12 protein-coding genes and 1 pseudogene are annotated in these 13,032 nt (G+C 68.0%); 8 read left to right on the top strand and 5 right to left on the bottom strand.

All coding sequences use genetic code 11. From position 1 onward, the window contains the following. Positions 1 to 44 precede the first annotated feature (44 nt). Positions 45 to 428, top strand: coding sequence for a VOC family protein (locus tag ACKY0W_RS06650; protein ID WP_409436905.1), 384 nt, complete (start codon positions 45 to 47; stop codon positions 426 to 428). A gap of 4 nt (positions 429 to 432) precedes the next feature. Here the strand turns inward: ACKY0W_RS06650 and ACKY0W_RS06645 are convergent, their stop codons facing one another. From ACKY0W_RS06645 to ACKY0W_RS06625, 5 genes are all read right to left on the bottom strand, one after another. Next, on the bottom strand, positions 433 to 909 hold the full coding sequence (locus ACKY0W_RS06645; RefSeq protein ID WP_406760004.1) for an Rrf2 family transcriptional regulator: 477 nt from the start codon (positions 907 to 909) through the stop codon (positions 433 to 435). 25 nt (positions 910 to 934) lie between these two features. Next, the gene (locus ACKY0W_RS06640; protein ID WP_409436904.1) at positions 935 to 1,663 is read right to left on the bottom strand and encodes a 3'(2'),5'-bisphosphate nucleotidase CysQ; all 729 of its coding nucleotides are present in this window, start codon (positions 1,661 to 1,663) and stop codon (positions 935 to 937) included. Beyond that, positions 1,660 to 3,513, bottom strand: coding sequence for an adenylyl-sulfate kinase (gene cysC, locus ACKY0W_RS06635; protein WP_409436903.1), 1,854 nt, complete (start codon positions 3,511 to 3,513; stop codon positions 1,660 to 1,662). The genes ACKY0W_RS06640 and cysC overlap by 4 nt, the downstream gene beginning before the upstream one ends. Continuing rightward, positions 3,513 to 4,451: a sulfate adenylyltransferase subunit CysD gene (gene cysD / locus ACKY0W_RS06630; RefSeq protein ID WP_409436902.1), complete on the bottom strand. Its 939-nt coding sequence runs from the start codon at positions 4,449 to 4,451 to the stop codon at positions 3,513 to 3,515. The genes cysC and cysD overlap by 1 nt, the downstream gene beginning before the upstream one ends. 236 nt (positions 4,452 to 4,687) lie before the next feature. Further along, complete coding sequence (locus tag ACKY0W_RS06625; RefSeq protein ID WP_409436901.1) at positions 4,688 to 5,179, bottom strand: beta-class carbonic anhydrase; 492 nt, start codon at positions 5,177 to 5,179, stop codon at positions 4,688 to 4,690. Positions 5,180 to 5,395: 216 nt separating this feature from the next. On the opposite strand from ACKY0W_RS06625, the gene ACKY0W_RS06620 reads away from it, so the two are divergent. The 7 genes and pseudogenes from ACKY0W_RS06620 (at position 5,396) to ACKY0W_RS06590 (ending at position 13,019) form a co-directional block, all read left to right on the top strand. Continuing rightward, complete coding sequence (locus ACKY0W_RS06620; RefSeq protein WP_409436900.1) at positions 5,396 to 6,373, top strand: ABC transporter permease; 978 nt, start codon at positions 5,396 to 5,398, stop codon at positions 6,371 to 6,373. Continuing rightward, a complete protein-coding gene (locus ACKY0W_RS06615) occupies positions 6,370 to 7,254 on the top strand; it encodes an ABC transporter permease (RefSeq protein ID WP_409436899.1) in 885 nt (294 codons plus the stop codon). Before ACKY0W_RS06620 ends, ACKY0W_RS06615 begins: the two co-directional genes overlap by 4 nt. Then, a complete protein-coding gene (locus tag ACKY0W_RS06610; protein WP_409436898.1) occupies positions 7,251 to 9,071 on the top strand; it encodes a dipeptide ABC transporter ATP-binding protein in 1,821 nt (606 codons plus the stop codon). Before ACKY0W_RS06615 ends, ACKY0W_RS06610 begins: the two co-directional genes overlap by 4 nt. Then, positions 9,068 to 10,792, top strand: a complete 1,725-nt coding sequence (locus ACKY0W_RS06605) for an ABC transporter family substrate-binding protein (RefSeq protein WP_409436897.1) — start codon at positions 9,068 to 9,070, stop codon at positions 10,790 to 10,792. The genes ACKY0W_RS06610 and ACKY0W_RS06605 overlap by 4 nt, the downstream gene beginning before the upstream one ends. Continuing rightward, positions 10,792 to 12,242, top strand: a pseudogene (locus ACKY0W_RS06600) (FAD-dependent monooxygenase). Before ACKY0W_RS06605 ends, ACKY0W_RS06600 begins: the two are co-directional and overlap by 1 nt. 106 nt (positions 12,243 to 12,348) lie before the next feature. Then, positions 12,349 to 12,600, top strand: a complete 252-nt coding sequence (locus tag ACKY0W_RS06595; protein ID WP_406759969.1) for a FitA-like ribbon-helix-helix domain-containing protein — start codon at positions 12,349 to 12,351, stop codon at positions 12,598 to 12,600. After that, positions 12,597 to 13,019 carry a type II toxin-antitoxin system VapC family toxin gene (locus ACKY0W_RS06590; protein WP_409436896.1) on the top strand — a complete coding sequence of 141 codons (423 nt, stop codon included), beginning with the start codon at positions 12,597 to 12,599 and terminating at the stop codon, positions 13,017 to 13,019. The genes ACKY0W_RS06595 and ACKY0W_RS06590 overlap by 4 nt, the downstream gene beginning before the upstream one ends. Positions 13,020 to 13,032 lie beyond the last annotated feature (13 nt).

The raw sequence follows: 13,032 nt of genomic DNA, 5'->3' as shown, positions 1-13,032 counted from the left end.
CCGCGATTGTGGCACGAGCGGCGTTCGCGGCCGACACTTGAGGAATGGGCATTTCGTTCAACCACACGATCGTGGCCGCACACGACAAGCAGGCGTCGGCAGCGTTTCTGGCCGAGCTGTTCGGACTGCCGGCGCCGCAGCCGTTCGGCCACTTCCAGGTCGTCGCACTCGATCACCAGGCCAGCCTCGATTACGCCGACGTGCCCCCTGACGAGCCGATCCGGCCGCAGCACTACGCGTTTCTGGTCGCCGAGTCCGACTTCGACGCGATCTACGCCAAGATCTCCGAGCGTGGCCTGGAGCACTGGGCCGATCCGCGGGGCGAACACCCGGGCGAGATCAACCACAACGACGGCGGGCGCGGCGTGTACTTCCGCGATCCCGGCGGTCACTACATGGAGATCCTCACCCGGCCGTACGGGGGCTAGCCGCCTAACCCGGCGAATGGCCGCGCTGGCGCTCCTGGGTGCGGTAGTCGGTGGCGAGTTCGGCGACATGCGCGGGCAGATCGCCCGACGCCACGTCGGCCAGGCTGGTCTGCTCGAGCACCGAGCGCATGCTGGCCCGCAAGGCCCTCCACACATCGGTCAACGCGGCCGTCGGGCCGGCATACGGCAGATCGCCCATGCCGATGTCACGAACACTGGCCAGCGGGCCGTCGATGCAGCGCAACACGTCGGCGACGCTGATCGCGGTGGCCGCCCGGGCCAGCTCATAGCCGCCGTCGCGACCACGCTGGCTGCGCACCAGCCGGTCGGTCCGCAGATCGGACAGGATGTCGACGAGGAACTGCGCCGGAATGCCCTGCGCGGACGCTATCTCGTCGGTCTTGACCAGGGCGCCGGGCTCGGCGGTGGCCAGTTGGACCATCGCTCGCACCGCGTACTCCGCCTTGGCCGACATGCGCATTGCGAGCATTCTTCCATCTGGCGGCTCAACCGATTGCCGCGAGCACCGCTTGCGCGTATTCGGGGCGGCACACCACCAGGTCAGGAAGCAACGGGTCGGGCCGGTTGTAGACCAGCGGTGACCCGTCGATGCGCGAGGTGTGCAGGCCGGCGGCCCGGGCCACCGCCACCGGTGCGGCCGAGTCCCACTCGTACTGTCCGCCGGCGTGCACGTAGACATCGGTGGTGCCCGCCACGACGGAGGCCACCTTCACCCCCGCCGAGCCCATCGGCACCAGCACGCCGTCCAGGCGCTCGCGAACCGCTTCGGCGATAGCGGGCGGACGGCTGCGCGACACCGCGATGCGGGGCGCGCCGGCGTAGGCGGGCGGCGCGGGTACCGACGGGGTGGCCAGCGTGACGTCTCGTGCGGGCAGGGCCACCGCGCCGGCGGTCAGGTCACCGGATTGCCACAGCGCCACATGCACGGCCCAGTCGTCGCGGCCGAGCTCGCTGAACTCTCGGGTGCCGTCCAGTGGGTCGACGATCCACACCCGCTCGGCACTGAGCCGGACCGGGTTGTCGGCGCCCTCCTCGGACAGCACCGCGTCATCGGGCCGCTCGCTGGCCAGTGCGGCCATCAGGAAGTCATGCGAGCGCTGGTCGCCGGCGGCCTTGCGCTCCGCTTCGCTGGCATCGGCCAGTTCCTCGCGGACGCGCAGCAGCAACCGGCCCGCCTCGGCGGCCAGGTGCGCGGCCAGCTGGTGATCGTTCACTTGCGGGAATCGATCGCCGCGATGACCTGGCGGGCCTGCTGGTCGACACTGTTCTGCGAGCTCAACCGCACATCGGGATTCCGTGGCCGCTGATAGGGGCTGTCGATACCGGTGAAGTGCGTGATCAGGCCCGCGCGTGCCTTTGCGTAGAGCCCCTTGGGGTCTCGCTGCTCGCACTCCTCCAACGAGGTGTCGCAGAAGACCTCGACGAAGTCGAACCCGGCGTCGGTGTGCACCTGGCGGGCCAGCTGGCGATGCTCGATCAGCGGGCTGATCGCCGGCACCAGCACGATCTGGCCGGAGTCGGCCAGCAAGGTGGCCACGTGCGCCAGCCGGCGCAGGTTCTCGGCGCGGTCGGCCATCGAGAAACCCAGGTCGGCGTTGAGGCCGTGCCGCAGGTTGTCGCCGTCGAGAACGTAAGCCGGCGTTCCCCTTTCGAGCAACAGCTGCTCGACACGCATCGCCACCGATGACTTGCCCGCGCCGGACAGGCCGGTCAGCCACACGGTGCGACCCTTGGACAACCGGTCGGTCGCGGTGACCAGCGACTCGTGCCGCACCGTGTTGGGGCTCGCCACCCGCGGCGAGACGTCGCGCAGCACCATGCCGGCGGCCACGGTTCCGTTGGTGGCGTGGTCGATCAGGATGAACGAACCGGTGGCATCGTTGCGGGTGAACTCGTCGAGCATCAACGGCACCTGGGCGCGCAGCGAGACGCGGCCGAGCTCGTTGAGCTTCAACGTGTTCGCGTCCTTGTCGCGGTGCAAGGTGTTGACGTCGAGGCGGTAGTCCAGCGCCATCACCTTCACCCGGGTGGTCCGGGTGGTGTGCTTGATGATGTAGTCGTTGCCCGGCTGCAGCGTCGCACCGTCGGCCATCCAACACACGGTGGCGTCGAAGTCCTGGACCACGCGCGGTTGGTTGTTGGTGCGGGCGATCATGTCGCCGCGGGAGATGTCGATGTCATCGGCGAGGCTCACCGAGACCGCCATCGGCGGAAACGCTTCGGCCACTGCCCCGTTGGGGCCCTCGATCGAGGCGATCCGGCTCGGCTTGCCTGAGGGCAGCACCACGACGTCGTCGCCGGGACGCAGCACACCGCTGGCCACCGTGCCGGCGTAGCTGCGGTGATCGGCGTGCTCGTGGGTCTGCGGGCGGATGACGTACTGCACCGGGAACCGCACGTCGACCAGGTTGCGGTCACCGGCGATGTAGACCTCTTCGAGGTGGCTCAGCAGCGCCGGACCGTCGTAGAACGGGGTCTTGTCGGACTTGGTCACCACGTTGTCGCCGAGCAGCGCCGAGATCGGGATGGTCGTCACGTCGTGCACGTCCAGGCGGGTGGCGAACGAATGGAAGTCGTCGCGGATCGCCTCGAATTTCTCGGCATCCCAGTCGATCAGGTCCATCTTGTTGACGGCCAGCACGATGTGGCGGATTCCCAGCAGCGACGCCAGGAAGGTGTGCCGACGGGACTGCTCCTGCAGCCCGTGCCGCGCGTCGACCAGCACGATCGCCAGCTGGGCGGTCGAGGCGCCGGTCACCATGTTGCGGGTGTACTGGATGTGCCCCGGAGTATCAGCGATGATGAATTTCCGCTTGGGCGTGGCGAAATAGCGGTAGGCGACATCGATGGTGATGCCCTGCTCGCGCTCGGCACGCAGACCGTCGGTGACCAGCGCCAGGTCGGTGTAGTCGTGGCCGCGCTCCCGGGAGGTGCGCTCCACCGAGGCCAGCTGGTCCTCCATGACGGCCTTGGAGTCGAACAGCAGCCGTCCGATCAGCGTGGACTTGCCGTCATCGACCGATCCGGCCGTGGCGATACGAAGCAGCGTGGTTGCCGCACCCATCAGAAATACCCCTGCCTCTTGCGGTCTTCCATGCCTGCTTCGGAGATCCGGTCGTCGGCGCGGGTCGCGCCGCGCTCGGTCAGCCGCGACACCGCGGTCTCGTCGATCACCTCTTGCACGGTGACCGCCGTGGACTCCACACAACCCGTGCACGTGACGTCGCCGACGGTGCGGAACCGGACCGAGGTCTCGAAAACCTCTTCACCATCGACGGGGCGCAGGAACTCGTGGTCGGCCAGCAGCATGCCATCGCGCCGGAACACCTTGCGCTGGTGCGCGAAATAGATTGACGGCAAGGCGATTTCCTCGGCGCCGATGTAGGACCAGATGTCGAACTCGGTCCAGTTCGACAGCGGGAACGCCCGGATGTGCTCACCGGCCCGATGCCGGCCGTTGTAGAGGTTCCACAGCTCGGGCCGTTGGGCCTTGGGGTCCCACTGACCGAACTCGTCGCGGAAGCTGAACACCCGCTCCTTGGCGCGGGCCTTCTCCTCGTCGCGGCGGGCACCGCCGAATGCGGCGTCGAACTTGTTCTCACGGATCGCCCGCAGCAGGGTGACGGTCTGCAGCGGGTTACGGGACGGACCGTCGTCGACCACCCGCCCGGCGTCGATGTCGTCTTGCACCGACGCGACCACCAGCCGCACCCCGGTCTGGGCGACGAGCTCGTCGCGCGCGGCGATGACCTCTTCGAAGTTGTGGCCGGTGTCGACGTGCATCACCGGGAACGGCAGCCGGCCCGGCGCGAACGCCTTGACTGCCAGATGCAGCATGACGATGGAGTCCTTGCCGCCGGAGAACAGCAGCACCGGACGCTCGAACTCCGCCGCCACCTCCCGGATGATGTGGATGGCCTCGGCCTCCAGGGTGCGCAGATGCGTGAGCTGATAATGCCCGGCCGTGGAGGCCTCCGGGGGCGCGGTGACGTTACTGGTCATGACTTCCTTGCCAGAGATACCCGATAATCTTGGTGAGACTTACCATATTTATTGGTTATAGCCGGCTATGCAACCAGCCGCACTGTGTCGCTGTCAATGTGATCTACGCGGCCCGGCCGCCTTCGCGCGCCTCCCCCCCTTGCGCGAGCGTGCGTGTCTGTACGCCGACACGCCGCTCAGGCACGGACATCTGCGCACCCTCGCCGGGGATCAGCGCCTCCCCGGAGAGGGAGCAGCTACAGGCTGACTTCGTTGAGCCTGCCGGTGGCGACGTCGAACACGAACCCGCGCAGCGACGTGGTCGCCGTGATGAACGGGCTGGCCTTGACCCGCCGCAATGACTGGCGGACGTCCTCGACCGGATCCGGGAATGCCTCGGCCGACCAGGTCGGGCGGATGCCGGTCTCTTCCAGAATGGAGCGCTTGAAGTCGTCGTCGGTGAAGGTGAGCATTCCGCAGTCGGTGTGGTGGATCAGGATGATCTCGCGGGTGCCCAACAGCCGTTGGCTGATCGCCAGGGAGCGGATCGCATCGTCGGAGATCACGCCCCCGGCGTTGCGGATCGCGTGCGCCTCGCCCTCGTTGAGCCCCAGCACCCGGTAGACGTCGAGGCGGGCGTCCATGCAGGCGACGACCGCGACGTGCTTGCTCGGCGGCATGGGCAGCGGACCCTTGAAGGTCTTCGCGTATTCGGCGTTGTTCGCCAAGTAGTCATCGGTGACGGTCACGGGTCTTCTCCTCTGTCGCGGTGCAGCGCAGCCTAGTGAACGAACCCGGGGAGATCACGGGTAAAAATCACGCAAAAAATCGTCTCCCGACGTCCGCCTGCCCCGCCGCGAGCGTGCGTAGATGTACAGATCTCCCCGGTGTGTCGCGGACAGACACGCACGCTCGCGGTGGAGGGAACGGGGTGGGGGTCCGCGGCACCCTCTACCCTTTTGGCCATGACGCGGTTTCTGGCCGGCCGGGCGCTGAACTACCTGGTGCTGCTGGGTCTCGCATCGTTTCTGACGTTCTGCCTGACCTCGTTGGCCTTCGCGCCGCTGGACAGCCTGATGCAGCGCAACCCGCGTCCGCCGCAGGCGGTGATCGACGCCAAGGCCACCGAACTGGGCCTGGACAAGCCGATTCCGCTGCGTTACGCGCACTGGGCCACCCACGCCGTGCGCGGCGACTTCGGGGTCACCGTCACCGGCCAGCCGGTCTCGGGAGAACTGGGCCGGCGCATCGGGGTCAGCCTGCGACTGCTGGTCGTCGGTTCACTGGCCGGCACCATGATCGGCGTGGTGGCCGGCGCCTGGGGCGCGGTGCGCCAGTACCGAATATCCGACCGGGTCATCACCATGGCGGCGCTGCTGGTGCTCTCGGTGCCGACCTTTGTCCTGGCCAACCTGGTGATCCTCAGCGCACTGCGGGTGAACTGGGCGCTGGGCGCTCAACTGTTCGACTACACCGGGGAGACCTCCCCCGGGCTGGTCACCGGCTTCTGGCCCGGGCTGGCCGATCGGCTGCAGCACCTGGTGTTGCCGTCGCTGACCCTGGCGCTGGGCGCGGCCGCCAGCTTCAGCCGCTACCAGCGCAACGCGATGCTCGACGTGCTCGGGCAGGACTTCATCCGCACCGCGCGGGCCAAAGGCCTGACCCGCCGCCGGGCCCTGTTCAAACACGGGCTGCGGACCGCGCTGATCCCGATGGCGACACTGTTCGCCTACGGGGTGGCCGGCCTGGTCACCGGCGCGGTGTTCGTCGAGAAGATCTTCGGCTGGCACGGCATGGGCGAATGGGTGGTGCAGGGCGTGGCGACCCAGGACACCAATATCGTCGCGGCCATCACGGTGTTCTCCGGTGCGGTGGTGCTGCTGGCCGGGCTGCTCTCCGACGTCATCTACGCGATGCTCGACCCGCGGGTGCGGGTCTCATGACAAGCGCCGAGATCGAGTTCGCTTCGCGCCGCACCCTGGTGCTGCGCCGATTCCTGCGCAGCCGCAGCGCCGTCGCCGCGCTGGCCCTGCTGGCGGTGATGTTCGTCGGCTGCTACACGCTGCCGGGCCTGCTGCCCTACTCCTACACCGACCTCGACTACGACGCGCTGCTGGTTCCGCCGGGCGCCCGACACTGGTTGGGCACCAACGCTTTGGGCCAGGACCTGCTGGCACAGATCCTGCGCGGCATGCAGAAATCGATGCTGATCGGAGTGTGCGTGGCGCTGATCTCCACGGTGATCGCCGCGACCGTCGGAGCGATCTCGGGCTATTTCGGCGGATGGCGCGACCGGGTGCTGATGTGGCTGGTCGACCTGCTGCTGGTGGTGCCGGCCTTCATCCTGATCGCGATCATCACTCCGCGCACCAAGAACAGCGGCAACATCGCGCTGCTGGTGCTGTTGCTGGCCGGGTTCAGCTGGATGATCAGCGCCCGCATGGTGCGCGGGCTGACCATGAGCCTGCGGGAACGCGAATTCATCCGGGCGGCACGCTATATGGGCGTGTCCAGCCGACGCATCATCATCGACCATGTGGTGCCCAACGTGGCGTCCATCTTGATCATCGACACCGCACTGAACGTCGCGGTGGCGATCCTGGCCGAAACCGGTTTGAGCTACCTGGGTTTCGGCATCCAACCGCCCGACGTCTCGCTGGGCACCCTGATCGCCGACGGCACCGCCTCGGCCATCACCTTCCCGTGGGTCTTCCTGTTCCCGGCCGGGGTGTTGATCACCATCCTGGTCTGCGCCAACCTCGCCGGCGACGGCCTGCGTGACGCGCTGGACCCCGATGCCGCGACGCTGCGGGACCGCCGATGAGCACCCTGCTGGAAGTCTCCGACCTGGCCGTGACGTTCGGCACCGGCCCCGACGCGGTGCGTGCGGTGCGCGGCATCAGCTACCACGTCGACGCCGGCGAAGTGGTGGCGATGGTCGGCGAATCGGGTTCGGGAAAATCCGCGGCGGCGATGGCCGTGATGGGGCTGCTGCCCGAGCATGCGCAGGTGTCCGGTTCGGTGCGGCTGGCCGGCACGCAGCTGATCGGGCTGGGCGACACCGCCATGTCGAAGTTCCGCGGCGCCTCGATCGGGATGGTGTTCCAGGACCCGATGTCGGCCCTGACACCGGTGTACACCGTGGGCGATCAGATCGCCGAGGCCATCGAGGTGCACCAGCCCCGGGTAGGCCGCGCCGCGGCGCGCCGGCGTGCGGTCGAGCTGCTGGAACTGGTCGGGATCGCCAGGCCCGAGCAGCGGGCGCGGGCGTTTCCGCACGAGCTGTCCGGCGGTGAGCGGCAACGGGTGGTGATCGCCATCGCGATCGCCTGCGACCCGGACCTGCTGATCTGCGACGAGCCCACCACCGCGTTGGACGTCACCGTGCAGGCGCAGATCCTTGAGGTCCTCAAGACCGCGCGGGACGTGACCGGCGCCGGGGTGCTGATCATCACCCACGACCTGGGGGTGGTCGCCGAATTCGCCGACCGGGCACTGGTGATGTACGCCGGCCGGGTGGTCGAGTCCGCACCGGTCGAGGTCTTGTACTCCGACCGCCGGATGCCCTACACGGTCGGACTCTTGGGTTCGGTGCCCCGCCTGGACGCCCCGCAGGGCACCCGGTTGGTGCCGATCCCGGGCGCACCACCGTCATTGACAGCCGGGGTCGATGCCGGTTGTCCCTTCGCCCCGCGCTGCCCATTGGCCGCCGACGACTGCCTGGCCGCTGAGCCGGACCTGCTGAGCGTCGGAGAGAACCATTGGGCGGCATGCATTCACACCGATCAGGTGATCGGGCGCAGCGCCGCCGACATCTACGGCGTGCGCACCGAAGTGGCGGCCGCGGTCTCCGGCGAGTCCCCCACCGTGCTGCGGGTCCGCGACCTGGTCAAGACCTATCCGCTGACCAAGGGCGTGCTGCGCCGGCGCGCCGGTGAGGTGCGCGCCGTCGACGGCGTGAGCTTCGAGTTGCAGCAGGGCCGCACGCTGGGCATCGTCGGCGAATCCGGCTCGGGCAAATCCACTACCTTGCACCAGATCCTGGAGCTGGCCGCGCCGCAGTCCGGGTCGATCGAAGTGCTCGGCACCGACGTCGCGGCGTTGAAGCGGGACGGCCGTCGCGCCCTGCGGCGTGATCTGCAAGTGGTGTTCCAGGATCCGGTCGCTTCCCTGGATCCGCGACTGCCGGTCTTCGAACTGCTGGCAGAGCCCCTGCGTGCCAACGGCTCCGACAAGGCCGCCATCCATGCCCGGGTCGCCGAACTCCTGGAGCTGGTGGGGCTGCGCCGCGGCGACGCGCTGCGCTACCCCTCGGAGTTCTCCGGCGGGCAGAAGCAGCGGATCGGCATCGCCCGGGCCCTGGCGTTGCAGCCGAAGATCCTCGCGCTCGACGAGCCGGTGTCCGCCCTCGACGTGTCGATTCAGGCCGGCATCATCAACCTGCTGCTCGATCTGCAGCAGCAACTCGGACTGTCGTACCTGTTTGTGTCGCATGACCTTTCGGTGGTCAAGCACCTGGCGCACCGGGTCGCGGTGATGTTCGCCGGGGCGATCGTCGAACAGGGCGAGGCCGATCAGGTCTTCGGCAATCCGCAACACGACTACACCCGGCGCCTGCTGGCCGCGGTGCCGCGCTCATGAATAGGACATTGACTCTGCGCTCACGGCGAGGTTGTGTGAGAAGAGGCCGCCCTGGACGCAGAGTCAACGGGGTGGTGGCCGCCGTGTTAGCTGCCGGCTTGGCGCTCAGCGGGTGCGCGGCAGTCGATATCACCGCGCCCGAGGGCACCGCGACGGTCGGGACCGCCAGCGACATCAACCCGCAGGCCCCGGCGAAGCTGCGCGACGGCGGCAACCTGCGGCTGTCCATGACGCAGTTCCCGCCGAACTTCAACCCGCTGCACATCGATGGAAACCTGGCCGAGAACGCCGCCATGCTCAAGGCCACCATGCCGCGGGCGTTCACCATCGGGCCGGACGGCTCGGCGACGGTGGACACCGACTACTTCACCAGTGTGGAGCTGACCGGCACCAACCCCCAGGTGGTCACCTACACGATCAACCCGAAAGCGGTGTGGAGCGACGGGACACCGCTCACCTGGAAAGACATCGCCAGCCAGATCCATGCCACCAGCGGCGCCGACAGCGGTTATGCGATCGCGACCACCAATGGCGCTGAGCGGGTCGCCTCGGTGACCCGTGGTGTCGACGACCGGCAGGCCGTGATGCGCTTCGCCAAACCCTACGCGGAGTGGCGGGGCATGTTCGCGGGCAACTCGATGCTGTTGCCGGCCAGCATGACCGGCGACCCGCAGACCTTCAACAAGGCTCAGCTGAGCAAGCCGGGTCCCTCGGCCGGGCCGTTCGTGCTGTCGACGCTGGATCGCACCAGCCAGCGGATCACCTTGACCCGCAACCCCGCCTGGTGGGGAGCCCGACCGAAGCTGGACACCATCACCTACCTGGTGCTCGACGAGGCCGCCCGGATGCCGGCGCTGCAGAACCACACCATCGACGCCACCGGGGTGGCCACCCTGGATCAGTTGACGATCGCGCGCCGCACCGAGGGCATCGCGATCCGGCGGGCACCGACACCGGCCTGGAACCACTTCACCTTCAACGGCGCGCCGGGCGCCATCTTGTCCGACAAGGCGCTGCGGCTGGCGGTCATGCGCGGGATCGATCGGTCCACGATCGCCAAGGTCACCCAGCGCGGCCTGACCGCCGACCCGGTTCCGCTGAACAACCATATCTACGTCGCCGGCCAGGAGGGCTACCAGGACAACAGCGCGGTGGTGGCCTACGACCCCGAGCGTGCCGCCCGCGAACTCGACGAGCTCGGCTGGAGGTTGCACGGGAAGTTCCGGGAGAAGGACGGTCGCCCGCTGGTGATCCGCCACCTGTTCTACGATGCGTCGAGCACGCGGCAGTTCGCCCAAGTGGCGCAGCACAACCTGGCCCAGATCGGGGTCAAGCTGCAGCTGGATGCCAAGGCCGGTGGCGGCTTCTTCACCGACTACGTCAACGTCGGCGACTTCGACATCGCCCAATTCAGTTGGGTCGGTGACGCATTCCCGCTGGCTGGGCTGAACCAGATCTCCGCGTCCTACGGGGAGGCCAACTTCGGCAAGATCGGCAGCCCGGCGATCGACGCCAAGATCGAGGAGACGCTGGAGGCGCTCGATCCGGTGGTGGCCCGAGCGCGGGCCAACGAGGTCGATAGCCTGCTGTGGGCCGAGGGATTCAGCCTGCCGCTGATTCAGACCACCGGCAATGTGGCGGTGCGCAGTTCGCTGGCGAACTTCGGGGCGCCGGGGCTGGCGGATCTGGACTACACCGTGATCGGATTCATGAAGGACTGATGGCCGGACATCAAGTGGTGATCGTCGGGGCCGGCCCGACCGGGTTGATGCTGGCGGGCGAGCTGGCCTTGGCGGGGGTCGACGTCGCGATCGTCGAGCGACGCGACGGCCATGACCTGATCGGGTCACGGGCGGGCGGTATCACCCCGCGCACCATCGAGATCCTCGATCAGCGGGGAATCGTCGACCGGTTCCTGGCGCAGGGGCGCATCGGCCAGATCTGCCATTTCGCGTGGATCATGTTGGACATCAGCGATTTGCCGACCCGGCACAACTACACCGTCGGCCTGCCGCAGTACCGCATCGAGCGCACCCTCGCCGACTGGGTCAGCGAGCTGGGCGTGCGGATCTACCACGGCCGCGACGTGATCGGCTTCGCGCAGGATGACTGTGGCGTCGACGTCGAACTCTCCGACGGCACCACGCTGCGCGCCGAGTACCTGGTCGGGTGCGACGGCGGGCGCAGCCAGATCCGCAAGATGGCCGGGATCGATTTTCCCGGTTGGGACCCGACGGCCATCTGCCTGATCACCGAGGCCGATCTGACCGAGGAGCCGCCCTGCACCGCGACGACGTCGGCATCCACTCGTTCTTCCGCCTCGAAGCCGACGGGCCGGTACGGGTGATGGTGACCGCACCGGAGCTGGAGTCCGGCGAGGAGCCGACCCCGGACGATGTCAGCCAAGCCCTGATCTCGCGGCGCGGTACCGACTACGGGTTGCACAATGTCCGCTGGGTCCGCCGGTTCACCGATGTGACCAGGCAGGCCGAGCGCTACCGCGATCGGCGGGTGTTGCTGGCCGGCGATGCCGCACACGTGCATTCCCCGGCGGGCGGGCAGGGCCTCAACACCGGTGTGCAAGATGCGGTGAACCTCGGCTGGAAGCTGGCCCAGGTGCTCGCCGGAACCTCACCCGAGGGCCTTTTGGACAGCTACCACGCCGAGCGTCATCCGGTCGGCGCCCGCGTACTGCACAACACCCTGGCCCAGGGCACGCTGCTGGAACCCGGCCCCCGTGTGGACGCCCTGCGGGACATCATGGCCGAACTGCTGAGCCTGGACGAGCCGCGCCGGCGGATCGCGTCGATGATGTGCGGCTTGGACATTCACTACGACCTGGGCGACGGACATCCCCTGCTGGGTCGAAGGATGCCTGACCTGGAGGTGTCCACGCCGGCCGGGACAATTGCGGTTTTCTCGCTGCTGCATGACGGGCGCGGTGCCCTGGTGAACTTCGGTGCCCCTTGGGATTTCGACATCACCCCGTGGGCTGACCGGGTGGCAGCGCTCGATGCCGACTACGACGGCCCGTGGGAGTTGCCGGTCCTGGGCACCGTAGCGGCGCCCGATGCCGTGCTGATCCGACCGGACGGTCACGTCGCGTGGGTCGGCGATGGGTCCGCCGCCGGATTGAGCGACGCCCTGGCCACCTGGTTCGGTGCCCGCTGACGCAGCACTGAACTGTGCAATGCCGTCGGTGAACCGATGATCGGTGAGGTTCTCGGCGCCAAAGAAGCGAGGTGACCATCTGGTGATAGCACGATATCATTCTGACGTGGCTCAGATACTGATCCGTCAGCTTGATGACGACGTCAAACAAAAGCTGGTCCAGCGCGCCCGCCGACACGGCCGCAGTACCGAAGAGGAGGTGCGCGAGATCCTGCGCAACGCGGTCCGAGACGCCGACGAGCCGCCAGCTCGACTCGGCTCACGAATCTCGGCTCGATTCGCCAAAGTCGGTCTCGACGGGGAGATCGATGAGCTGCGCGGACATCCTGTGCGCCCGGCGGAGTTCGGCGACCAGTGATCCTGCTCGACACCAACGTGATCTCCGCGCTGATGCAGCAGCGGCCAGACGACGTGGTGGTGCGGTGGCTCGACGGCCTGCCCGCCGAGTCGATCTGGACGACATCCGTCACAGTCTTCGAGGTGTGGACCGGACTGGAACCACTCGAGCCAAGCCAGCGTCGTCGGCGCCTCGAGCTGGCATTCACGCAACTGCTCGCCGAGGACCTCGATGGTCGCGTGCAGACATTCGATCAGCCGGCCGCGGTGGCCGCTGCCGGCCTCGCGGCGCGGGGCAGTCGCGAGGGCCGCCCCGTCGAGGTGCGTGATGTCCAGATCGCTGGAATCGCCGTCGCCAGAAAGGCGGCGCTTGCCACCCGCAATATCCGGCATTTCCGAGACCTCGGCGTCGAGTTGATCAATCCGTGGGCCAGCCAGTAATACTCCGGATTAG

Origin of the sequence: Mycobacterium sp. SMC-14 (assembly GCF_046250075.1) — a bacterium.
GTDB lineage: Bacteria > Actinomycetota > Actinomycetes > Mycobacteriales > Mycobacteriaceae > Mycobacterium.
The sequence above is the reverse complement of the archived record's forward strand: the minus strand, read 5'-3'. Positions and strand labels throughout refer to the sequence as shown.

Coding starts and splice junctions, on each gene's coding strand:
- ACKY0W_RS06650 (WP_409436905.1), top strand. CDS start 45: ATGGGCATTTCGTTCAACCACACGATCGTGGCCGCACACGACAAGCAG.
- ACKY0W_RS06645 (WP_406760004.1), bottom strand. CDS start 909: ATGCGCATGTCGGCCAAGGCGGAGTACGCGGTGCGAGCGATGGTCCAA.
- cysC (WP_409436903.1), bottom strand. CDS start 3,513: ATGGGTGCGGCAACCACGCTGCTTCGTATCGCCACGGCCGGATCGGTC.
- cysD (WP_409436902.1), bottom strand. CDS start 4,451: ATGACCAGTAACGTCACCGCGCCCCCGGAGGCCTCCACGGCCGGGCAT.
- ACKY0W_RS06620 (WP_409436900.1), top strand. CDS start 5,396: ATGACGCGGTTTCTGGCCGGCCGGGCGCTGAACTACCTGGTGCTGCTG.
- ACKY0W_RS06615 (WP_409436899.1), top strand. CDS start 6,370: ATGACAAGCGCCGAGATCGAGTTCGCTTCGCGCCGCACCCTGGTGCTG.
- ACKY0W_RS06610 (WP_409436898.1), top strand. CDS start 7,251: ATGAGCACCCTGCTGGAAGTCTCCGACCTGGCCGTGACGTTCGGCACC.
- ACKY0W_RS06605 (WP_409436897.1), top strand. CDS start 9,068: ATGAATAGGACATTGACTCTGCGCTCACGGCGAGGTTGTGTGAGAAGA.